The organism is Cryobacterium sp. N21 (genome assembly GCF_002929575.1).
Classification (GTDB): domain Bacteria; phylum Actinomycetota; class Actinomycetes; order Actinomycetales; family Microbacteriaceae; genus Cryobacterium; species Cryobacterium flavum.
Map to the genome: position 1 here is coordinate 410,931 of NZ_PJJQ01000034.1, position 20,956 is coordinate 431,886.

The window sequence follows — 20,956 nt, forward strand, 5'->3', positions numbered from 1 at the left end:
TCTGAGTAGACTGGGGTGTATGGCAAACTCACAGCTTCGTGACAATTCAGCGTCCGCGTCCTCCCTCACCGGGTTCGTCGGCGGGGGACTGCTGCTCGCCTCGGTCGTCGTCACGGTGATCTCGCAGCCCGCACTGTTCGCCTATATCGGACTGATCGGCCCGGCTCTGTTCGCCGCGGCCCTACTGGTGTTCGCCTTCGGGGTGCGGGGCGTGGGCAGCGTCACAGCGCGCCGTCCGGTGGGCACGACAGCTCTGGTTCTGCTGGCGTTCTGGCTGTTTCTCGGGTCGGTGCAGAGCGTCGTCATCAGCGACTTCTTCTCGAACGATCCCGCTCCGACCCTGCTGATGGCCTTCTCCTACGCGGACTCGTACGTGCAATTCGCCCTCGCGCTGGTGGCCGTCATGCAGATCGCCCGGATCGGCGCCGTGCCGTCCCCGTTCAACTGGGTGCCGGCCTGGGCGGTAGGCGCGGCCACCGCAACCTGGCTGCTCTCCCAACTGCTGGGCGCGGGCCTGGCCACCTTGACCGGACCGAATCTGGTGGTCTGGGTTCTGATCGGACTGGACGGCCTGGTGCGGATCGGCGGCATGATCCTGCTCGGCGTCATCGCCATCGTTCTCGCCGATCGGGTCAATCGCAGCACCGTTGCCGCCCCGCCCCTGATCGGGGCCGACCAGGTCTGATCCAGCGCCTGACAGCGTCAGGGGCGCCGCGACCATGCTTTCCAGAAGCGGGCTTGGGCGCTTGAAGCCTGCTCCTGCTCCTTCGCGTGCAGCCGGCCATAGCTGAAGGTGTTCTCCCCGCGCAGGTAGGCTTCGACCCCGCCGCGCTTGAGCAGGCGATCACGGGCGATGACGCTGTCGTGCTGTTCGCCCAGGATGGTCTGCAGCTTCTGGGCGAAGCGGCTCACTCGGGCCGAGCGCTTGGGGCTGAGCGGATGCGCCGTCTCGGCCGCGTAGCGCAGCCGCTTGGCGCGCTTACGAGCGGTGTGCAGGGCGAGATCCCGTTCCGATCCAGGCACGGTCTTGGCGGCCAGGCGCACGGCTCGGCGCAATTTCTTCCACTCCTTGGTGACCAGGGCCGGTACGACGACCCGGGCGTCCTGGTCGGCCGCGGCGGTGAACGGCGGAGTGGCGACGAGGGAATCGAGGGCGTCGAGCAGTCGAAAGTAGCGGTGGCTGTCGAGGGCGGTGACGAGCGTGAGTTGCGCGGAGTGGGCATCCGTTTCGGAGCGGCTTTCGAGGCGTTCGCGAATCGGGCCGAGGAGCAGCGCGGGGGATTCGCGATCGAGCAGGCCGACCAGGTGCCGCTGCAGTACCTCTTCGTCGCGAGAGCCGCCGAGCACGGCGGCGAGCCAGCCGAGTTCGGTGCGGAGATGCTGCACGACCCCGGGATCAACGAGCGAACGATAGGTGGCCAGCACCGAGCGTAGCCGACGGGTGGCCACGCGCATCGCGTGCACAGAGCCGGCAGCGTGCTGGCGAACCTGCGGGTCGTGCCGGCGGATGACACCGATCTGCTCGGTCAGGCTGGCCAGCAGAACGTTGCCGGCCGGGCCGTTCGGGGTGGGACGGCGCTGCTTTGTGGTGCTCTCTGCCGGGAACCGGTCGCCGAGGGCGCGGGCGAGCTTGGAGGCGTGCTGTGACACGAGGATGCCGCCGCTCGCGAGCACAGACTGGCCAGCATCGAGCAGGTCCTCCGGTCCGTCGACGAGTTCGATCTCCCATTCACGCCAGGCGGCCGAGGCGGGTTCGTGAAGGAGCCGTTGGGCCTCGACCCGGTCGTCGCAGAGCACGGCGAGGGTTTCGCCGCCGGCGCCGATCAGGGCGTGCACGACGCGGGTGGTGCCGAGGTGCACCACGGGAACGAGCGGGGAGTCGCGGGTGTAGACCCGCACGAGCTGGGCGAGCGACCCGGGTACGGCATCCGCTTCGTCCTGCAGGTGTTTGCCGATGGGAGCGTGTACTTCGCGTCGGCGTCCGACGCCCTGCGGCAGTTTGAGGTGCCAGCCCGCGTCGTCGCCGCCGGTGCGGCGGCGCAGGGTGATGTGCGCACGCGCCAGCACGAGGTCGTTCGTGTCGAAGTAGACGGCCGCGAGGTCATGGGTTACCGGTTCGGCGACGGCCTGCACGCCGGGCAGATTGTTCAAGCGCGGCAGCAGGGCCAGCTCGTCGACGTCAAACTTAAGTTCTATCTCGATACCACCATTAGCGTCCACGGTTCAAACCTAGCGCGGTCGCGCCAGGCTTGAACCGTGCGGTGGGTCAGGCGTTGGCGAGCCACAGGTCGGGGCCGAAGATTTCATAGTGGATGCGATCGGCTGGCACGCCGGATTCCAGCGCCTGGGAGCGCAGGCTGCGCATGAACGGGAGCGGTCCGCACAGGTAGATCGAGGCATCCGCCGGGATGGTCACGTTCGCGAGGGACATGAAGCCCTCGTGGTGGCCAGCGCTCGGGATCTCCAGCCAGAGCTCGAGTTCGGCCGCCTCGAGCAGGGCGACGTCTTCGTTCATCTGGTCGCGCAGCGCCCAGCGCTCGAGGGTACTCTCGGCGTGCAGCACGAGCACCTCGCGCTTGGAGCCGGTGTCCACCAGGGAGCGCAGGATGGAAGCGCTGGGCGTGCAGCCGATTCCGGCCGAGGCCAGGATCAGCGGTCCGGTGCCGTGGTCGAGGGTGATGTCGCCGCACGGAACGGAGAGGATGAGGGTATCGCCGACCTGCACGTCGCGGTGCAGCACGGGGGAGACCTCACCGTCGGCATCGAGCTTGGTGGTGAAGACGCGGGTCGTGGCCGTGCCGGCCGAGAGGGAATACTGACGCACCTGACGGATGCCGTCGGGCATGACCGCGGTGACGCTGACGTACTGGCCTGGCAGGGCGGGCGTCACGGGGGTATCGTCGGCGGGTTCGAGGGTGAACGTTATGGCGTCGGTTCCGGCCGCTTCCTTCTTTACGACGATCCACGGGGCGAGCGGCTTATCGCTGGCGAGGCCGGAGTAGAGGCCCTTCTCCATCTTGATCAGGGCGTGGGCCATCAGCCAGTACACCTCGGTCCAGGCGGCGGCGATCTCGGCGGTGATGACGTCGCTGAGTTCGTCGGCGATGCCCTCGAAGAGGTACTTGTAGACGATGTCGTACTGCTCGGGCTGAATATCGAGCGAGACGTGCTTGTGGGCGATGCGGGAGAGCATGGCCTCTGGCGTGGTGTCGGGGTTCTGCAGCAGATGGGTCGCGAAGACGGCGATGCTGCCGGCCAGCGCCTGCTGCTGCGAGCCATTCTTCTGGTTGGACCGGCTGAACAGCCCGTCGAACAGTTCGGGGTGGGCCGTGAGCATGCGGTGGTAGAAGTTTTTCGCGATCTCGGGCATCCGCTCACCGACCAGCGGCAGGGTCGCTTCGATGAGTGGTTGGGACTGGGGCGAAAGCATGAATACTCCTTCTGCGTGTCGGCACCCGTTTGTGGGGGCCTTCATTTAAAGTAGCATTTGATATACCAATTAAACGGGTGTTTTCTACAAGTCGTAGAAATTAGGGACTTTAGTCCTACCGCACCAAACCCAGTTCGACCAGCACTGGACCGTTCGCTTTTCCGTGCGGGAGGCTGGAGATAACGAGGTCATCCAGCTCGCGGTAGAAGGCTTCCCGCGCGCGGCGCAGGGCGCCGCGGAGGCCGCATCCGCTGATCAACGGGCAGGGACCGTTGGGGGTGTCGCAGGCGGCGAGGTCGGTGCGCGTGTCGAGGGTGCGCAGGAGCGCTCCAACCGTGACCTCACGGCCGAGCGCGCTGATACGCACGCCGCCGTTTCGGCCGCGCAGCGCCTCGACCAGACCGAGTTCGCGCAGGCGCAGCAGCGCCTTGCTCACGTGGTTGTAGGGCGTGCCGACCTCGGCGGCGACGACCCGCGAGGTGAACGTCACGCTCTCCGGTGCCGCTGTAAGCAGCATGACCACCCGCAGGCAGACGTCGGCAAAAGCGTTGATCCTCATGCCTCAACTGTAAGGGCGACGGTTCCACTGTCGATATGAGAGAGAATGGGGTAAGTGAACACTGAGTCGGAGACGCTGTTTGAGATAATCCGCTTTGTGGACCTGGCTGGCGTGCTGGCCAACGCCATTCTTGGCGGCGTCGCGGCCCGCACCGCACGCCTCGATATTGTCGGTTTCGTGGTGCTCGCGATTATGAGCGGGCTCGGTGGCGGAATGATTCGCGACACCCTGCTGCAGCAGGGCACCCCGGCCGCCCTGCTTGACCCGGCCTACCTGATCTGCGCGATTCTCGGCGGGGTCATCGCGTACTTCGTCACGTTCAACGGCCGCTGGACCCGACGCGTGCTGCTGCTGCTCGACGCGCTCGCCGTGGGCTGCTGGTCGGCGGTGGGTGCCCAGAAAGCGCTCGAGGCCGGTCTCGGCTGGCTGCCGGCCATTCTGCTCGGCATCATCACCGCGGTCGGCGGCGGCATGGTGCGCGACATTATGCTGCTCAAGGTGCCGACGATTTTCGGCGGCAACACGCTCTATGCCACGAGCGCCCTGCTGGCGAGTACCGAGATGGTCATTCTAAGCAAGCTCGGGTTCGTGGCGATCGGAACCGCCGTAGCCATTCTCAGCGGCTCGGGGCTGTCGCTGCTGGCCAAACGCTACGGCTGGATTCTGCCGACCGGCTACGCACTGCGCATACCGAAGCCCATTCTGCTGCTGAATCCCCGGGCCTGGCGCCAGCGCCGGCTCGACGCGCGCAACGCCCGCAACGGCATTTTCCCCGACGATCCGGGTGCGTCGGTCTAACTGGGCTGCGTGGGATTCAGAACCGCGAGCGTCGCCGCGTGCAGCAGTCCGTTGGTGGCCAGGGCGCTGCCGTGCCACGGGCCGGGCTGGCCGTCGGCCGAGGTAAAGGTGCCCCCGGCCTCCTGCACGATCGGGGCCAGAGCCGCCATGTCGTAGGGCTGCAGGTCGAATTCGCCGGCCACGTCGAGGTGGCCTTCGGCCAGCAGCATGTACGACCACATATCGCCATAGGCGCGGGTACGCCAGACCTGGCGGGAGAGCGTCACGAGCTCGTCCAGGTGCCCGGCTTGGTCCCACTGCTGCAGGCTGCCATAGCTGATGGAGGCCTCGGCGAGGGTCTCGATGCCGGAGACGTGCAGGCGGGTGGGGGCGGCATCCGCTTCTCGTCTATCGCTTGACCAGGCGCCGCTGCCGGCCGCGGCCCACCAGCGTTTACCAAGGGCGGGGGCGCTGACCACGCCGAGAACGGGCACGCCGTCAATGGCGAGGGAGATGAGGGTGGCCCAGATCGGGATACCACGCAGGAACCCGGCGGTGCCGTCGATGGGGTCGATGATCCACTGGCGCGTGGTCGACCCGGCCGTGCCGAACTCTTCGCCGAGGATGCCGTCGTCGGGGCGGTGCTCGGCGAGCAGGGCGCGGATGGCGCGCTCGACGGCCTGGTCGGCATCCGTTACCGGGGTGCGGTCGGGTTTGGTCGTCACGACGAGGTCGAGCGCGGTGAAGCGGGCGCGGGAGATGGTGTCGGCGGCGTCGGCGAGGGCCAGGGCCAGCTGGAGGTCGTCGGAGAGGGCGTAAATTCGCGGTTCGGTCACCCTTCCAAGGATAGTAATTTCGTGAGCGGATGCCGGTCCTTCGTGCGTTCCCGCCTCGATTGGCGTCGGGCCCCCGTAGGGTGTTAGGGTTACACGTTGCCGCGGGTCATTCCCGGCTTTCATACGCACCTCTAGCTCAATTGGCAGAGCAACTGACTCTTAATCAGTGGGTTCCCGGTTCAAGTCCGGGGGGGTGCACCACCAGCCCCGCTGTCACTGCTTTTGCAGTGCGGCGGGGCTTTTTTGTACCGTTTCGCGGCTCTGCGCGCCCGATCTCGTGGCACGTGTTTGCGAAGGTGGCACTGGTTTGAACACGTGCCAACTTCTCAAACGCGGGCCATGAAGAATGTCGCGCCACCGCACCTCGTTAGACTGGGCCGCACCGCACCTCCGACCCGCAGCGACGCGGAAAGGTCCCTATGCCCCGCACGGATTCGATCACCACAACCTCCGATGACAGCACGAGGGCGGCGTCGGCGACCGGCGCCGGCGCATCCGCTGTCTCTGACAACGAGGTGCTGCTGCAGCGGGACGGCCCGCTGGCCCGCATCGTCCTGAACCGGCCGAATGCCCTCAACGCTCTGACGCACGGCATGATCCGCACCATCGCCGCAGCCCTCACCGACTGGGCCGACGACCCCGCCGTGCAGACCGTGCTGCTCACCGGCAGCGGTGACCGCGCCCTCTGCGCCGGCGGCGACATCGTCTCGGTCTACCGCGACGCCCGCACCGACCCCGACGAGAACGCCCGATTCTGGGCCGACGAATACACCCTGAACGCCCAGATCAAGCGGTACCCCAAACCGTTCGTCGCCCTGATGGATCGCATCGTGCTCGGCGGGGGAGTCGGCCTGTCTGGTCACGCTTCGCACCGCGTCGTCACCGAACGCACCAAACTGGGAATGCCGGAGACCACCATCGGCTTCGTACCCGACGTCGGCGGCACCTACCTGTACTCGCGGACCCCCGGCGAACTCGGCACCCACCTCGCCCTCACCGCCGCAACCATGACCGGCGCCGACGCCATCGCTCTCGGCCTCGCCGACAGCTTCGTCGAATCCACCCAACTCGAATCCCTCGCCGACGCCCTCAAGCGGATGCCCGCTGCCGCGGCCATCGCCGAGCACGCGTCGACCGTGCCGCCGGCCCCACTGCTGGCCGAGCGCGCCTGGATCGATGAGTGCTATGCCGGCAACGACGTGGCCACGATCATCGACCGGTTGCAGACATCATCCGTCACTGCGGCCGATGACGCGGCCGCCGCGATTCTGGCCAAGTCGCCCACCGCGCTGCGCGTCACCCTCGAATCCCTGCGTCGCGCCCGCGATCTCAGAACCCTCGAAGAGGTGCTCGAGCAGGAATACCGAGTGTCGCTGCGCATGGTGGCCGGCCACGATGTGATCGAGGGTATTCGCGCCCAGGTCATCGACAAGGACCGCAACCCGGCGTGGCAGCCGAGCACGCTGTCCGACGTCTCCGACGCCGACATGCAGGCGTACTTCGCACCGCTGGGAGAGCGCGAACTGCGCTTGCCGCGCAGTAAGACCCACGAAACCAGACAGACCACCGAACGAGAGGCCACCGCGTGAGCGACAGCACCCAGCCCGAGAGCATCGACACCTACAAGAACATTCTGCTTGAACGCCACGGCCGGGTCGGCGTCATCACCCTGAACCGTCCGAAGGCGCTGAACGCCCTCAACTTCGCCACCATGCAGGACGTCGTCGGTGCCGCGACCCGGCTCGACGCCGACCCCGAGATCGGCGCGATCGTCATCACCGGCTCTGAGCGGGCCTTCGCGGCCGGTGCCGACATCAAGGAGATGTCGACCATGAGCTACATGGATATGTATCTCAAGGACTGGTTCGCCGGCTGGGACCGCCTCGCAGCCGTGCGCACCCCGGTCATCGCCGCCGTCTCCGGCCACGCCCTCGGCGGTGGCTGCGAACTCGCCCTGATCTGCGACTTCATCATCGCTTCCGACACCGCCACCTTTGGCCAGCCCGAGATCAAGCTCGGGGTCATCCCGGGCATGGGCGGCTCCCAACGCCTCACCCGCGCCGTCGGCAAGGCCAAGGCCATGGAAATGATCCTCACCGGCCGCACCATCGACGCCGTCGAAGCCGAACGCGCCGGCCTCGTCGCCCGAATCGTGCCCGCCGCCGACCTGCTCGCCGACGCCCTCGCCACGGCCACCGAGATCGCCGCGAAATCGGCGCCGATCGCCATGCTCGCCAAGGAGGTCGTGAACGCGGCCTACGAGACGATGCTGGGGGCCGGCATCCACTTTGAACGTCGCCTGTTTCACTCCGTGTTCGCCACCGACGACCAGAGCGAGGGAATGGCCGCCTTCGTCGAGAAGCGCCCCGCGGTCTTCACGAACCGTTAGCGGTCTTCCAGCTGTACTCATTCTCGGGACGCCCCGGCGTACCGTAGCGGGGAGCGCGCAGCACGAGGCCGGTGTCGGCCAGATACTCCAGATACCGCCTCGCCGTGACGCGTGACAACCCGAGCGGCTTCATGAGCTCACTCGCCGACACCGGCGCGACCTGTGCCTGAAGGTAGGCGACCACCGGGTTCAGGGTCGACTCGGCCAGCCCCTTGGGCCTCGGTATGTCGGTCGGAGCGCGCAGGCTCGCAAAGGCATGGTCGACCGCTGACTGCGTCACAACGGATGCCTGCCCATTCAGTTCCGCACGAAAATCACGGTAACTGGACAATTTCGTGGCGAAGGTGGAGTAGGTGAATGGCTTGATCAGGTACTGCACCACCCCGGCCGCGATCGCCCCGCGCACATTCTCCAGGTCCCGCACCGCGGTGATAGCGATGATGTCCGTGGCCAGACCGGCCGCCCGAATGCGCCGACTCACGTCGAGCCCGTGGCTGTCGGGCAGGTTCATGTCCATGAGCACGAGGTCGATCGGAGTGCCGGCCGAGGCGGCCGCCGCGACCCGGCGAAACGCGTCCTGGCCGGTACCGGCCGTGCCGACGAGCTCGAACCCGGCCAGCCGCCCGACATAGACGGCATGGGCCTCGGCAGCGAGCGGTTCGTCCTCGACGACGAGCACGCGAATGCGCGGCAGCGATGACTCAGGCATGGTCGACCTCGGCAGGATATGCACGAATGACAGCGGGAATGACGACCGTGAAGACGGCGCCCTCACGTCGCCCGATTGTCAGCGTGCCGCCGAGGCGGGTGACCGCCTGCCGAACCAGGGCGAGGCCGAGACCTCGACCACCCACTGAGCGACCGGGCGTCGTGACGCCGGTACCCGTGACGCCGGTACCCTTGGTGCTGAACCCGAGCCGCAGCACATCGTCGATCACCTCTGGTGCCACACCGGCGCCGCTGTCGGCCACCTCGATCGTGACGGCCTGCTCGGTCGATGACACGGTGACCGACACCCGACGCGGGTCCGCGCCGGCGGCCGCCGCGTCGAGGGCGTTATCGACCAGGTTGCCGAGCACCGTGACCAAATCCTGAATGGACAGCCCCGACTCGGCGAGCGTGCCAGACGCCGTCACGGTAAGGGTGATCCCCAGCTCGTTGGCCTGCGCCGATTTGCCCATGATCAGGGCACTGATCACCGGTTCGTCGACCGAACCGACCATCTCGTCGGCCAGCCGCTGACTCAACTCGAGATCCTCGGTGGCGAAGTCGAGAGCCTGATCGGTGCGACCGAGTTCCATGAGCGACACGATGGTGTGCAACCGGTTGGAATGCTCGTGGGTCTGCGCCCGCAACGCGTCGGAGAGGGTCTGCATAGACTGCAACTCGCTGCCCAGGGTTTGCAGATCAGTGTGGTCACGAATCGTCGCCACGTATCCCATCGGGGTCGCCCTGGAGCGACTGGCCGAAGCCACGGCCGGTTCCTGGCTGACCACCAGCACCCTCGTGCCGGTCACATGAATCTCATCGTGCGCCGAGCGACCGCTCCGCAGCAACTCACCGAGGCTCGGCGGCAGGCTCAACTCGGCCAGGGCGGGCGGGGGAGTGGCGCTGCCAGCAGCCGGCCGCGGCGGAATGCCGAGCAGCTGCGCCGCCTGGTCGTTGTAGAGCACGAGGTCGCCGTGCAGGTCGACGAGCACGAGTCCCTCGCGCACCGAGTGCAGCACCGAGTCGTAGTAGACGAACAGCTGCGCGAGACGTTCAGGACCCCACCCGAGCGTGACTCGCCGCAGGTAGCGGCCGAGCAGCCAGGTCACTACCGATCCCGAGGCGAGCAGCCCGAGCGCCAGCCCCAGTACCGACGGCAGCCGGGCGTTCAGGGCGATCGTGATGTTGCTCGTCGTGGTGCCCACCGCGACCAGCGCGCGAACGGTGCCGCCGGCATCCGTTGCCGGTACGACGGCGCGAACGGATGGCCCGAGCGTTCCCGTGCTGATTTCTGTGAAGGCCGTTCCGGACAGAGCCGGTTCGATCGCACCGATGTAATCCTTGCCGATCTCAGTCTGCGTCGGATGGGTCCAGCGGGTGCGGTCGGGGGCCATGATCGTGATGAAGTCGAGGCCGGCATCCTGGGTGAGATCGAGGGCATAGGGCTGCAGCGTCGCGCTCGGGTCGGCCGACTCGCTGGCCGCGAGTACCAGCGGACTGTCGGCGATGGCGGTGGCGACCGCGAGCATCCGGTCACTGGTTTCGTCGTAGCCGCGATCGCGGGCATCCACGAAGAATGCTGTTCCGACGAAGACCGTGAGCACCACGATGAACAGCGCGTGCGCGAAAAAGAGCCGCTTGGCGATGCTCCATTCCCTACGCACTGCCGGCCCCTCTCTTCGTTTCGTGAACAATATGACCGTAACCGTGCGCGAACGAGCGGCAGCGACCAGTGTGGATCCATTGCAGCAGCCGGAGCCCGTGGTGGGCCAGGTTAAGCCTAGACATAGGAGTCTGACATGGCATCGACGCCATCAACCCGTACCAAACTCATCAAGTCCGGCAAGCCGAAGAAGAAGATCGACTCGTCGCACTACCTCTACATGGCCGTCATCGTCGCGGTCGTGCTCGGTATCGTCGTCGGCCTGGTCTGGGGCGGAGAGAAAGGCTTCGCGGTCTCGCTCAAGCCGCTTGGTGACCTGTTCATCGCGCTGATCCGAATGATGATCGCCCCGATCATCTTCTGCACGATCATTCTCGGCATCGGCTCGATCGCCAAAGCTGCTACCGTCGGCAAAATCGGCGGCCTGGCCCTCGGCTACTTTCTGATCATGTCCACCTTCGCACTCGGCATCGGCCTGGTCGTTGGCAACATGATTCACCCGGGCGAGGGCATCAACCTCGCCGACGCCACCTACAAGGCCACCGAATCCGCTGACACCCAGTCGTTCCTGCTCGGAATCGTGCCCACCACCCTGTTCTCGTCGCTGACCAGCGGCAACATTCTGCAGACTCTCATGGTGGCCCTCATCGCCGGCTTCGCCCTGCAGCGCATGGGACCGGCCGGTAAACCGATTCTCGAGGGAATCGCCCACGTGCAGGCTCTGGTCTTCCGCATTCTGATCATGGTCATGTGGCTTGCCCCGATCGGTGCCTTCGGCGCCATCGCCGCCGTCGTCGGCGCCACCGGAATCCAGGCCGTGATCAGCCTGTTCACACTCATGGTGGCCTTCTACATCACCTGCATCATCTTCATCGTGGTCATTCTCGGCGGCCTGCTCAAGATCGTCACCGGCGTGAACATCTTCAAGCTGATGCGCTACCTCGGCCGCGAATACCTGCTGATCGTGTCAACCTCCTCCTCCGAGGCCGCCCTGCCGCGCCTGATTGCCAAGATGGAACACCTCGGCATCTCCAAGCCCGTCGTCGGTGTCACCGTGCCCACCGGCTACTCCTTCAACCTCGACGGCACCGCGATCTACCTCACCATGGCGTCGCTGTTCATCGCCAACGCGCTCGGCCAGCCGCTCGCCCTCGGCGAACAGATTGGCCTGCTCGTCTTCATGATCATCGCCAGCAAGGGAGCCGCCGGAGTCTCCGGTGCCGGTCTCGCCACCCTGGCCGCCGGGCTGCAGGCGCACGCCCCGCAACTGGTCGGCGGTGTTGGTTTCATCGTGGGCATCGACCGGTTCATGTCCGAGGCGCGCGCGCTGACCAACTTCACCGGCAACGCCGTGGCGACCGTCATGATCGGCTCCTGGACTAAGGAGATGGACCGGGTGCAGGTGGATCGCGTGCTTGACAAGCTCGAACCGTTCGATGAGCGCACCATGCTGACCCACGGCCACGTGAGCGCCGCCGAGACCCAGCGCAGCACTGAGCAGGCCGCGCAGTCGCAGATCCTGGACCGCGTCTAGCAGAAATCGCTGGCTGAAAAATAGCCAGCACTAGACTCGCGCTAAGGGTGCCGTCCGGAGGAGTCCTCCCGGGCGGCACCCCCGTTTAAGCGGTGATTTCGGCATGCCTCAAAGTCAGTGTGTTAGGATTGTCTACGGTCTTACAACCCTTCACCAGGACGCGCACGCGTAGCCCCCATTTGAGATGGAACGGCCGCCTTCGTATGGTGTGGTACCGAAGGATGCGATCCCATGATCGCTCCAGCCCGCGGGCCGCTCGGCGCCAACCCGTCCGCCAAGAGAGCTCGCCCCATTGTCAGTCGTGAAATTGGCTACGTTTGGCGTGCACCGGAGAACGCGTGACCGAGAGTATTCCTCTTCAAGAAACCATTGCCGTCAAGGCAGATCACCTCTACAAAGCATTCGGACGCCGTCCGCACGAGATCGTCAAGAAGCTCAAGGCCGGCAAGAGCCGCGCTGAGATCTCGTCGCACGGAGTTGCCGCCGTCATCGACGCCTCCTTCGAGGTCAAGAAGGGCGAGATCTTCGTCGTGATGGGCCTGTCGGGATCGGGCAAGTCCACCCTCATTCGCATGCTCAACGGACTCTGGGACACTACCTTCGGCACAGTAAGCGTCGGCGGCACCGACATCACCGACGTGTCCGCCAAGGAACTGCGCGATGTACGCCGCAAGAGCATCTCCATGGTGTTCCAGCACTTCGCCCTGCTGCCGCACCGCACCGTGATCGACAATGTCGCCTACGGGCTCGAAATTCAGGGCATGGGCCGTACCGAACGCCTCGCCAAGGCGCGGACGATCATCGATCTGGTCGGCCTGGCCGGCTGGGCCGACAACCTGCCCTTCGAATTGTCCGGTGGCATGCAGCAGCGGGTCGGGCTCGGCCGTGCCCTCGCCGCCGACACCGACGTACTGCTCATGGACGAAGCCTTCTCGGCTCTCGACCCGCTCATTCGCCGCGAGATGCAGGAACAGCTGATCGAGCTGCAGGCCGCGCTCGGCAAAACCATCATCTTCATCACGCACGACCTCAACGAGGCCATGTTCCTCGGCGACCGTATCGCGGTCATGCGCGACGGCCGCATCGTTCAGATCGGCACACCGGAAGAGATCCTCACCGACCCGGCGAACGACTACGTCGCCCAGTTCGTGCAGGACGTCGACCGGGCCCGCGTGCTCACCGCCGCGAGCGTGATGGAACCCGTGCGAGCGGTCATCACCAAGACAGCCGGCCCCCGGGCCGCGCTGCGTACAATGCGCGACCTGCAGACATCCGTCACCTTCGTACTCAACCGCGATCGCAGCTTCGCCGGCATCGTGCGCGATCGCGACGTTCTCAAGCTTGTCAAGCGCGGCGAGACCGACCTTCGCGCCATCATCCGCGATGACGCCACCGCGGTCTTGCCCGAAACCGTCCTGGTCGACTTGGTCGAACCGTCGGTCGAGAGCGAACTGCCCATCGCCGTCGTCGATGAGAAGAACCGCCTGCTCGGCGTGATTCCGCGAGTCACCCTGCTCGCCGCGATCGGCAACGTCACGACCAATACCGGCCCGTTGCCCGTCGTGATGCCACCGGCCACCATCTCGGTCAGCCAGATCGCCGAGATTCTGGGCGACACCGCGCTGGAAGGAGTTGAAGCGTGAACGAGTTCCGAATCCCTGTGGGTTCCTGGGTCGAAGTCTTGTTTGATTTCGTAACCGAGCACTTCAGCTTCTTCTTCGACTTCGTTCGTCTTGCCTTTGCTGGCGCTTTTGAGACCGTCGACTATCTGCTGGTTTCCCCGCCGTTCTATGTGATCATCGGTCTGGCCGGTCTGCTGGCCGTGGCGGCTCGGGGGTGGAAGTTCTTGGCCGGGACAGTCGTCGGCCTCCTGCTGATCGTTGGCATGAATCAATGGGAAAATGCCATGGACACGCTTGCCCTCGTGCTCGTTGCGAGTGTGATCGCCATTGCGATGAGCATCCCACTCGGTATTCTGGCGGCCAAGTCGAAGGCAGCCTCGAGCGTCATTCGTCCGGTGCTCGACTTCCTGCAGACGATGCCCGCCTTCGTCTTTCTGATTCCGGCGCTCCTGTTCTTCCGCGTCGGTGAGGTGCCGGGAATCGTAGCGACTATCATCTTCGCGATGGCGCCGGGGGTGCGCCTGACGGAGCTGGGGATTCGCGGGGTCGACCCAGAGATCGTCGAAGCCGGGTCTGCCTTCGGTGCCTCACCGGGGCGCATCCTGCGCCAGATCCAGCTACCCCTCGCCCTGCCCACGATCATGGCTGGCATCAATCAGGTCATCATGCTGTCACTCTCGATGGTCGTCATTGCTGGAATGGTCGGCGCTGGCGCCCTCGGTGCGGAGATCATGACGAGTCTTAGCCGGATCGATATCGTGCTTGGTTCCGAGGCTGGTCTGGCCGTCGTAATTCTCGCCATATTCCTCGACCGAGTCACCGCCGCGCTCGGTACCGGCAAGACGCCCATCAGTCGCTTCATCGCGTTGCGCAAGAGCCGCGCGCCGGCATCCGCTTCGGTGGAAACCGCAGCTCCGGTCGAACCCGAATTGGTTCGTCTGTAACCCACACACTCACGGGCGAGCGAGCGCCCGTGTCCATCGGCGGTTGTCATAGCACTCAGATCGGCCGCCAGCACCAAGAGCCAACCCTGCCACCCTTCGCGGGTGTCGAGAATGGAAACACATGAAAATTCGTACCAAGTCATTCATTGCAGGAGGAGCCATTTCGCTCCTCGCCCTCAGCGGGTGCGCTTCCGCTGAAACTGCCACTGTCTCCAACGGCGACAACGCGGATATGAGCCTGGCTGTATTCAACGGCTGGGACGAGGGCATCGCCGTTTCCGAGCTGTGGAAAGCCATTCTCGATGAGAAGGGCTACAACGTCGAGCTGGAATACGCCGCGGAGGCCCCCGTCTACTCGGGCCTGGCCACCGGCGATTATGACCTCAGCATGGACATCTGGCTGCCTGACACCCATGCGTCCTACCTCGAAAAGTATGGCGATGACATCGTCGACCTCGGTGCATGGAATACCGAATCCAAGCTCACCGTCGCGGTGAATGCGGATGCCCCGATCGACTCCCTCGCGGAACTGGCCGAAAACGCCGACCTGTTCTCCAACCGGATCGTCGGCATCGAGCCCGGTTCAGGCCTCAATGAGGCCATGGAAGAGCGGGTCATCCCGACCTACGGCCTCGACGGTATGGATAACGTGACGTCGTCGACCGCGGGGATGCTCTCCGAACTCACCAACGCGACCGACAACGGCGAGAACATTGTCGTTACCCTCTGGGAGCCGCACTGGGCCTACGGAGCGTTCCCGATCAAGAACCTTGAGGACCCCGAGGGAACTCTCGAGAACATCGAGAGCATCCACTCCTACGGCAGCACCGAGTTTGAAGCTGACTTCCCGCAGGCCGCCGAGTGGATCAATAACTTCGAGATGGACCTCGATACGCTGTATTCCCTTGAAGAGGAAATGTTCGTCAACTACGACGGTCAGGACTACGCGCCGATCGTCGCCAAGTGGATCGAAGACAACCAGGAATACGTAGACGGCCTCACCAGCTAGTCACGGATTCTGCACGAAAAACGGCCCGCGTCCTTGGACGCGGGCCGTTCTATTTAATGTTTACGCGGCTTCGAGCTCGCGCACCTGCCGCAGCCAGCCGTTGAAGAGATCGCTGTCGAAATCATCCACGCCGCGCAGCTTGTACTCACTCATCTCTGCCGACCCACTGGCATTGAGCTTGCCCGAATCATCGGTGATGGCCTGGCCGCGCCAGAACAACACCGTGACGAAGGTGGGGTAGGCCTTGAATCCGGCTACCGGCAGCTCGTCGTCGAGCCAGACCGGATGCCCGTGCCACAGTTCCGTAGACGTCTCCGGCAGGCCCAGGTCGAACGTGTCGCGGAGCAGGGAGACGACGCTCGCGAGCGGCTCGGCCGGAGCGGCGACGTATTCGTCGATCGTGGTCGGCTTGTGAGCGGATGCGACGGTGGCGGGAGCGGGCGTTGAGATGAGTGTGGAAGTCAGGTGAATAGCCTCTTTCGTGGTGGAGTTGGCGTACGGCGCTGGCCGAACGGATGCGTTTCTCCCTCCACACTCTCATGCCGTTCCCATTTGCGGCTGGGCAGACACTCAGGAACCGGAGCAAAAAACACCGCCCGCCGACCCGAAGGTCGATGGACGGTGCCAGGGAGACAATGCTACGCGGCGGGCGTCGCTGCCGTGCCGACGATGTCAACGACGAAGACGAGAGTGTCCGTGCCGCTGATGCCAGCCTGGGTGTTGCCCGCTTCGCCATAGCCCTCGCTCGGCGGCAGAACGGCGATGACCTGGGATCCGACGGTCTGGCCGACGAGTGCAGCACCGAAGCCCGGAACGACCTGGCTGGTGACGAACGTGGTCGGGCCAACGGTGGTCCAGGATGAGTCGAAGGTTTTGCCGGTACCCCAGATGACTCCGGTGTATTCGACCGAGACGGTGTCGCCGTCGGCGACGACGGCGCCGTCACCGAGCTTCGTCGTGGCGATCTGCAGATCGGTCGGCGGGTCGGTGTCGGGGATGGTGATGGTGGGAGCGCCATTATCGGCGAGCTCAACGGTAGGCAGGCCAGGCACGACCGGCTGGTCCACCCCGTCAGCGCGGTCGGCGAGGTTCGTGATCGAGATGACGTCGGTGACGAAAACGACCGAGTCCCCGGCGGCGATTCCGAGCTGGGTATTTCCGTCTGCGCCGAACGCGTCGTCCGCAGTGCTGACGGTGACGATGCGGTCGCCTTCAACGGAACAGTTGACGGCCCGTACCAGCCCCTTGAGGAACGTTTCGCCGACGGTGATGGTCTCGCTGGTACCGCTGGTCGGGTAGGTCGTTTCCTGCACCGTAGCGCCGGTCGTCCCGTTGTAAACCGAGAGTGACACCCCAACCAACGAGCCGGCACCAGCCTCGGTGGTGCCCGTTCCCTTGATCGCCACGGTGCGCTGGGTGGCCGCCGGCGTCAACGGCTCGGCGAACTTGAACGCGGGCACGGCGCCGAAGTCGCCGGTCACGGCGACACCATCGGACACAGCGCCGGGCGCGGTGCACTCGCTGAAGGCGGCATCCGCTGCAGGGGCGGAACTGGTTGCCTCGGGAGTACCGCTGCTTCCGCAGGCGGTCAGCGCGAGCGTGAGGCCCACAATGGTCAGGAGCGCGGGAATTTTCGACACGGGGCCTCTTTCGAGAACGTAGCTGTGGGCAAGCACTGATTGGTGAATGTCTTGGTGGCGCAGACGGCCAAGTGCCCACTCTGCCACGGTTCGCCTATGAACCGGCTGAGTGGATGCGACGGCGCGCCGCCCAGCGCACTTCAGTCGTCGAGACCGCGGGCGATCAGGGCCTCGCCCAGGGCATCCGCTGCGTAGAGCGAGCGCACGACCACCGGAACGGCGATCGACAAGAGCGAGCCCTGGGTACCGCGGGCCGTGCGGGCCTCGAGAACCTCGCGAACGATGTCGGAGACAAGAGGAATGCAACGGATGGTCAGGGCCACCAGCAGCCCCACCCGGTCGGCGTCGATGAACCGATTGAACGGACGCAGCAGGGTCTGGAAAGCTTCCAACACCGCGGTGACCGTGGTCGTCATCGTGAACAGGGCGGCCAGGGCCACCGCAACGACAAGGCGGCCGGCCATCAGTGCGGCGACAGTCCAGCCCGAGAGCAGACCCTGAATCGGTACGGCTACCAACAGAATCAGCAGAATCGGCGCGATCTGGGCGACGGCCGCGCGCAGGGGCACCTGGGCGATGAGGAACAACAGTACGACTCCTGCCGCAGCGCCGCTGACTACCCACGGGTCAGACGAGGTGCCGATCAGCAGCACGCAGAGCGAGAGCAGAAGCAACTTGAGCAGTGTCGGTGCCCGGTGAATCAGTGAGGTTCCGGGGCTGTAGAGGCCGATCACGCGCGGCTTCTCACTGCAACAGGGCGCGGTAGGCAGCGAGGGAGTCGGCGGGCGCGCCATCGGCGACCACGGCACCCTCTTCGATCACGATCACGCGGTCGAACTCCTCGACCAGGTGCAGGTGGTGGGTGACCACGATGACCTGTTGGGGGAGCGTCTGCAGCAGTTCGGAGATGCGTCGGGCATTGCGGGCGTCGAGCAGGGTAGTCGGTTCGTCGGCCACGATTGTGGCCGGCTCCGCCACCAGTACGGCCGCGAGGGCGAGCAACTGCTTCTGACCGCCGGAAAGACGGTGCGCCGGATGGTCGGCGTGCTCGCTCAACCCGAACTGTTCGAGGGCCGCGGCCGTGCGCTCGGCGATCTCGGCGGCAGACAGGCCGCGACGGCGCAGGGTGAATGCCACGTCTTCCTGCACGGTGGGCATCACGATCTGATTGTCGGGGTTGGTGAAGATGAACCCGACCTTGCGGCGCACCTCGCGGGCGTGGCGGGCCACATTCTGCCCGTCGACCGTCACGACGCCGGTGGTTGGCGTGACGAGCCCGTTGATCATGCGCACGAGCGTGGACTTGCCCGAACCGTTCGCGCCGACAATGCCGATGCGATGCTCGGTCAGGCTGAGGTTCACATCGTGCAGCACGGTGCGGTCGCCGAAGGACTGCCCGACCTGCTCGAAGTGGATAATACTCACGCTCGGGCCTGACGACCCTTCGGCAGCGCGATCAACCCGGGGTAGGCCTTGTGTACCTGGCCGGCGACGAGCACGGTCAGCACGACCTTGATCAGGTCGCCGGGGATGAACGCGACGTTCAGGCCCAACGTGGTCCACAGCGGCAGGCCGAGGTTCAGGGCCATGACCGGAACTCCAACCAGATAGACGGCGACGATTCCGCCCAGAATCGTGGCACCGAGAGCCAGCCAGAACGGATACTTCGGCAGCAGCCGGGCGGTGAGGCAACCAGTGACGAAGGCGCCGAGCAGCCAGCCGTAGAGATAGCCGGCCGCCGGGCTCACCGTGAACACGCCGATGCCGCCGCGCGCGCCGGCCAGCAGGGGGAGTCCAACAGCCGTGAGCACGAGAAACAACAGCACGGCGAGGGTTCCCTTGCGCGGGCCGAGGATGGCCCCGGCGAACATCACTCCGAGTGACTGCAGGGTGATCGGTACCGGCCCGATGTTGAGCGGTCCGGCCAGGCCGAGCGCCGCGATGAGGGCGGCGAAAATGGCGATCTGGGCGAGATCGCGGGCGGGCAGAATACGTCGAGAACGGGTGCTCGAGAGAACGGTATCGGTCATGGTTTCAAATCTAGAATTCGGTGCCCGCCGGCCGCTGAAGAATACCTACAACAAAATGCCGGGAACTGTAGAGGTCGTGATTTGAGCGCCTCAGCAGCCGGGGCCGTGGGGGTTGGTGTTGCAGTCTTCGGCGACGAGCACGGTGGATTCCTTCGCTGCGACGACGGTGAAAGGGGCGGAGGGAACGGTGACGATGCCTTCGACGGGTCGCCAGCCCTGGTCGCCGAAGCTGTAGTCGGCGCGGTATTCGACGGTGAGGGTGACCGTGTAGGTGCCCTTCTTCGTGTATTTGTGGCTGGTGGGGGTGGTGGAGAATTCGGCGACGGCGAGGTCGGCCCAGCTGGCTCCACCGGTCGGGGTAGAGGCGGTGCTGCCGTCGCCGTAGTTCCAGCGGTAGCCGATCGGGGTAAACATGACCTGTGCGGGTTCGCCCAGCAACAGGCCTTCGCCGATTTGAGAGGATGCTCCGGCCCAGAAATTCGCTGGCAGTCCGACGATGGCCCAGCCGTTGGGTTCCATGCCGGTGGCGGCGGCGTAGGCGGGGAAGTTCTGCAGGTCGGAGACGCGCACGATGGTCGAGGGGGAGCAGACCGTGCAGGGGGTGGCGGCCACTTGGGAACGTATCAGGGGCAAGTGTGAGTCGTTACCGCACGGAGCCCAGGTCACGCCGAGCATTTTCGGGTCGCCGTTCGCGCACACCCTCGGGACTGCGGGTACGGGGTCTCCAGCCCGCCACCGACGGACATGGGGTGAATGTCCTGAGCCTTTCGAGGTTTCGGTTTGATCGGCGGTCAGGTCAACGCTCCCACCGTTTGCCTTACCGCCGGTCTCGGGCGCCTCCGGGCAGACACCCGCCTTCTGCTCGGCAGGAGTGCACCCCGGAGCGTTGGCGTGAGAAGGCGATGATGGTGCGAGGCTAAGCACCATCACCGTGGAAAGGCCGATTACGAGCAGAAGTTTGAACCGGACCATATTGGAGACTCCGAAATCAGTAGTTGTTGGGAATTCCGATTCGGCGTAACGAAAACGACAACCATGGGTGATCGTCCGGGGCGATCTGCTTTGACAACAGATTCACCCAACGTATTGACCGTGTCAGAGGAGCTGAGATCCAGGCAGAGATAAGTGCGAATCTCCCAGGTGGAATCTGCCAAGGCTTGGGACGATTGAATGGTCATCGAATCAAACAGGGTGACCCCCGTGAATGACCAGCCGTTTTTGTCCATCAGATCTCTAGCTCGCTCGACACCTTGCTTTTCCGAACCCGTCGTGAGGGACAAATACTCCTTCCACGAGCCGGAATCGGTTCCATCGGCCGTGTCACCGAGCGCGAGGTATTTTGTGTATGTTGCCTTCGCGGCCACGAGGGCATCTTCGTTCGAGGCGAACAACGGGGGAGTCTCGGTCGGCGCTGCCGTCGCCTCGGCGGCGGGTTCCGACGAGCCGTGGGGAGACGGAGTGGGAGCGGCCGAGCATCCGCTCAGTGTGCCGGCGGCGAGAAACACCATTGAAGCGATATGCACGGCTTTGTGCATGGGGCGACGACGCGGTCGGGTTCGCATGCGGTCACCCTCGACCGGATTGCTATAATCCCGTTTAAGTTATGCACAGGCGTGGTGCACGCGCCGAATTCAGGATAAGAGTGCGGCAGACAGCGATGTGTTCGGTGTCGGTGCTCGTCTTTCAACGAGAACACGATAGGCCCGGACGTGACCGTGCCAGCCTTATGGCGGTGGCTCCGGTGGCTCCGGTGGCCCGTTGGAATCAGCTCGTTGAGTCTTCTTTGGCGGGGTCTACCTATTTAGTGCCTATATG

At 65.1% G+C, this 20,956-nt stretch carries 21 protein-coding genes and 1 tRNA gene; 9 read left to right on the forward strand and 13 right to left on the reverse strand.

Translation table 11 applies throughout. The features are described 5' to 3' along the window. The first annotated feature begins 19 nt into the window (after positions 1 to 19). Complete coding sequence (locus CXY77_RS14105) at positions 20 to 685, forward strand: hypothetical protein (protein WP_092341385.1); 666 nt, start codon at positions 20 to 22, stop codon at positions 683 to 685. A 17-nt stretch (positions 686 to 702) separates the two neighbouring features. Here CXY77_RS14105 and CXY77_RS14110 read toward each other — a convergent pair whose 3' ends face one another. The 3 genes from CXY77_RS14110 to CXY77_RS14120 all read right to left on the reverse strand — a co-directional run bounded on the left by CXY77_RS14110 (position 703) and on the right by CXY77_RS14120 (position 3,989). Then, positions 703 to 2,220 carry a CYTH and CHAD domain-containing protein gene (locus CXY77_RS14110; RefSeq protein WP_104130270.1) on the reverse strand — a complete coding sequence of 506 codons (1,518 nt, stop codon included), beginning with the start codon at positions 2,218 to 2,220 and terminating at the stop codon, positions 703 to 705. A gap of 46 nt (positions 2,221 to 2,266) precedes the next feature. After that, complete coding sequence (locus CXY77_RS14115; protein WP_092341387.1) at positions 2,267 to 3,430, reverse strand: globin domain-containing protein; 1,164 nt, start codon at positions 3,428 to 3,430, stop codon at positions 2,267 to 2,269. 115 nt (positions 3,431 to 3,545) lie between these two features. Next, positions 3,546 to 3,989: an Rrf2 family transcriptional regulator gene (locus CXY77_RS14120; RefSeq protein WP_092341388.1), complete on the reverse strand. Its 444-nt coding sequence runs from the start codon at positions 3,987 to 3,989 to the stop codon at positions 3,546 to 3,548. 54 nt (positions 3,990 to 4,043) lie between these two features. On the opposite strand from CXY77_RS14120, the gene CXY77_RS14125 reads away from it, so the two are divergent. Continuing rightward, positions 4,044 to 4,787 carry a trimeric intracellular cation channel family protein gene (locus CXY77_RS14125; protein ID WP_092341389.1) on the forward strand — a complete coding sequence of 248 codons (744 nt, stop codon included), beginning with the start codon at positions 4,044 to 4,046 and terminating at the stop codon, positions 4,785 to 4,787. Here CXY77_RS14125 and CXY77_RS14130 read toward each other — a convergent pair. After that, the gene (locus CXY77_RS14130) at positions 4,784 to 5,602 is read right to left on the reverse strand and encodes an inositol monophosphatase family protein (protein WP_092341390.1); all 819 of its coding nucleotides are present in this window, start codon (positions 5,600 to 5,602) and stop codon (positions 4,784 to 4,786) included. The two genes, CXY77_RS14125 and CXY77_RS14130, sit on opposite strands and share 4 nt — an antisense overlap. Before the next feature lie 125 nt (positions 5,603 to 5,727). On the opposite strand from CXY77_RS14130, the gene CXY77_RS14135 reads away from it, so the two are divergent. The 3 genes from CXY77_RS14135 (at position 5,728) to CXY77_RS14145 (ending at position 7,991) form a co-directional block, all read left to right on the forward strand. Next, positions 5,728 to 5,803, forward strand: a tRNA-Lys gene (locus tag CXY77_RS14135). Between the two features lie 218 nt (positions 5,804 to 6,021). After that, positions 6,022 to 7,191, forward strand: coding sequence for an enoyl-CoA hydratase/isomerase family protein (locus CXY77_RS14140; RefSeq protein WP_092341391.1), 1,170 nt, complete (start codon positions 6,022 to 6,024; stop codon positions 7,189 to 7,191). Positions 7,192 to 7,214: 23 nt separating this feature from the next. Then, a complete protein-coding gene (locus tag CXY77_RS14145; RefSeq protein WP_092341453.1) occupies positions 7,215 to 7,991 on the forward strand; it encodes an enoyl-CoA hydratase in 777 nt (258 codons plus the stop codon). Here CXY77_RS14145 and CXY77_RS14150 read toward each other — a convergent pair. Both CXY77_RS14150 and CXY77_RS14155 read right to left on the reverse strand, forming a co-directional pair. After that, positions 7,978 to 8,685: a response regulator gene (locus CXY77_RS14150; protein WP_092341454.1), complete on the reverse strand. Its 708-nt coding sequence runs from the start codon at positions 8,683 to 8,685 to the stop codon at positions 7,978 to 7,980. The two genes, CXY77_RS14145 and CXY77_RS14150, sit on opposite strands and share 14 nt — an antisense overlap. A gap of 7 nt (positions 8,686 to 8,692) precedes the next feature. After that, complete coding sequence (locus CXY77_RS14155; protein ID WP_104130272.1) at positions 8,693 to 10,363, reverse strand: sensor histidine kinase; 1,671 nt, start codon at positions 10,361 to 10,363, stop codon at positions 8,693 to 8,695. A gap of 135 nt (positions 10,364 to 10,498) precedes the next feature. Here CXY77_RS14155 and CXY77_RS14160 point away from each other — a divergent pair, with 135 nt between their 5' ends. The 4 genes from CXY77_RS14160 to CXY77_RS14175 all read left to right on the forward strand — a co-directional run bounded on the left by CXY77_RS14160 (position 10,499) and on the right by CXY77_RS14175 (position 15,471). Continuing rightward, positions 10,499 to 11,896 (forward strand): cation:dicarboxylate symporter family transporter, encoded by a 1,398-nt coding sequence (locus tag CXY77_RS14160; protein ID WP_092341393.1) that lies wholly within the window; start codon positions 10,499 to 10,501, stop codon positions 11,894 to 11,896. Positions 11,897 to 12,234: 338 nt separating this feature from the next. Then, complete coding sequence (locus CXY77_RS14165; RefSeq protein ID WP_233197415.1) at positions 12,235 to 13,539, forward strand: glycine betaine/L-proline ABC transporter ATP-binding protein; 1,305 nt, start codon at positions 12,235 to 12,237, stop codon at positions 13,537 to 13,539. Continuing rightward, positions 13,536 to 14,462 (forward strand): proline/glycine betaine ABC transporter permease, encoded by a 927-nt coding sequence (locus CXY77_RS14170; RefSeq protein WP_092341394.1) that lies wholly within the window; start codon positions 13,536 to 13,538, stop codon positions 14,460 to 14,462. The genes CXY77_RS14165 and CXY77_RS14170 overlap by 4 nt, the downstream gene beginning before the upstream one ends. 121 nt (positions 14,463 to 14,583) lie before the next feature. Beyond that, positions 14,584 to 15,471, forward strand: a complete 888-nt coding sequence (locus tag CXY77_RS14175; RefSeq protein WP_092341395.1) for a glycine betaine ABC transporter substrate-binding protein — start codon at positions 14,584 to 14,586, stop codon at positions 15,469 to 15,471. 60 nt (positions 15,472 to 15,531) lie between these two features. Here CXY77_RS14175 and CXY77_RS20705 read toward each other — a convergent pair whose 3' ends face one another. The 7 genes from CXY77_RS20705 to CXY77_RS14205 all read right to left on the reverse strand — a co-directional run bounded on the left by CXY77_RS20705 (position 15,532) and on the right by CXY77_RS14205 (position 20,676). Then, positions 15,532 to 15,942, reverse strand: coding sequence for a DUF1801 domain-containing protein (locus CXY77_RS20705; RefSeq protein ID WP_134505269.1), 411 nt, complete (start codon positions 15,940 to 15,942; stop codon positions 15,532 to 15,534). A gap of 167 nt (positions 15,943 to 16,109) precedes the next feature. Then, on the reverse strand, positions 16,110 to 17,111 hold the full coding sequence (locus CXY77_RS14180; protein WP_104087841.1) for an FKBP-type peptidyl-prolyl cis-trans isomerase: 1,002 nt from the start codon (positions 17,109 to 17,111) through the stop codon (positions 16,110 to 16,112). A 140-nt stretch (positions 17,112 to 17,251) separates the two neighbouring features. Continuing rightward, the gene (locus tag CXY77_RS14185; protein ID WP_104130273.1) at positions 17,252 to 17,845 is read right to left on the reverse strand and encodes an energy-coupling factor transporter transmembrane protein EcfT; all 594 of its coding nucleotides are present in this window, start codon (positions 17,843 to 17,845) and stop codon (positions 17,252 to 17,254) included. Positions 17,846 to 17,855: 10 nt separating this feature from the next. Next, positions 17,856 to 18,536: an energy-coupling factor ABC transporter ATP-binding protein gene (locus CXY77_RS14190; RefSeq protein ID WP_092341398.1), complete on the reverse strand. Its 681-nt coding sequence runs from the start codon at positions 18,534 to 18,536 to the stop codon at positions 17,856 to 17,858. Further along, positions 18,533 to 19,141: a biotin transporter BioY gene (locus CXY77_RS14195; RefSeq protein WP_104130274.1), complete on the reverse strand. Its 609-nt coding sequence runs from the start codon at positions 19,139 to 19,141 to the stop codon at positions 18,533 to 18,535. The genes CXY77_RS14190 and CXY77_RS14195 overlap by 4 nt, the downstream gene beginning before the upstream one ends. 90 nt (positions 19,142 to 19,231) lie before the next feature. Then, positions 19,232 to 19,753 (reverse strand): PKD domain-containing protein, encoded by a 522-nt coding sequence (locus CXY77_RS20180; RefSeq protein ID WP_158252839.1) that lies wholly within the window; start codon positions 19,751 to 19,753, stop codon positions 19,232 to 19,234. A gap of 332 nt (positions 19,754 to 20,085) precedes the next feature. Then, positions 20,086 to 20,676 (reverse strand): hypothetical protein, encoded by a 591-nt coding sequence (locus tag CXY77_RS14205; RefSeq protein WP_104130276.1) that lies wholly within the window; start codon positions 20,674 to 20,676, stop codon positions 20,086 to 20,088. Positions 20,677 to 20,956 lie beyond the last annotated feature (280 nt).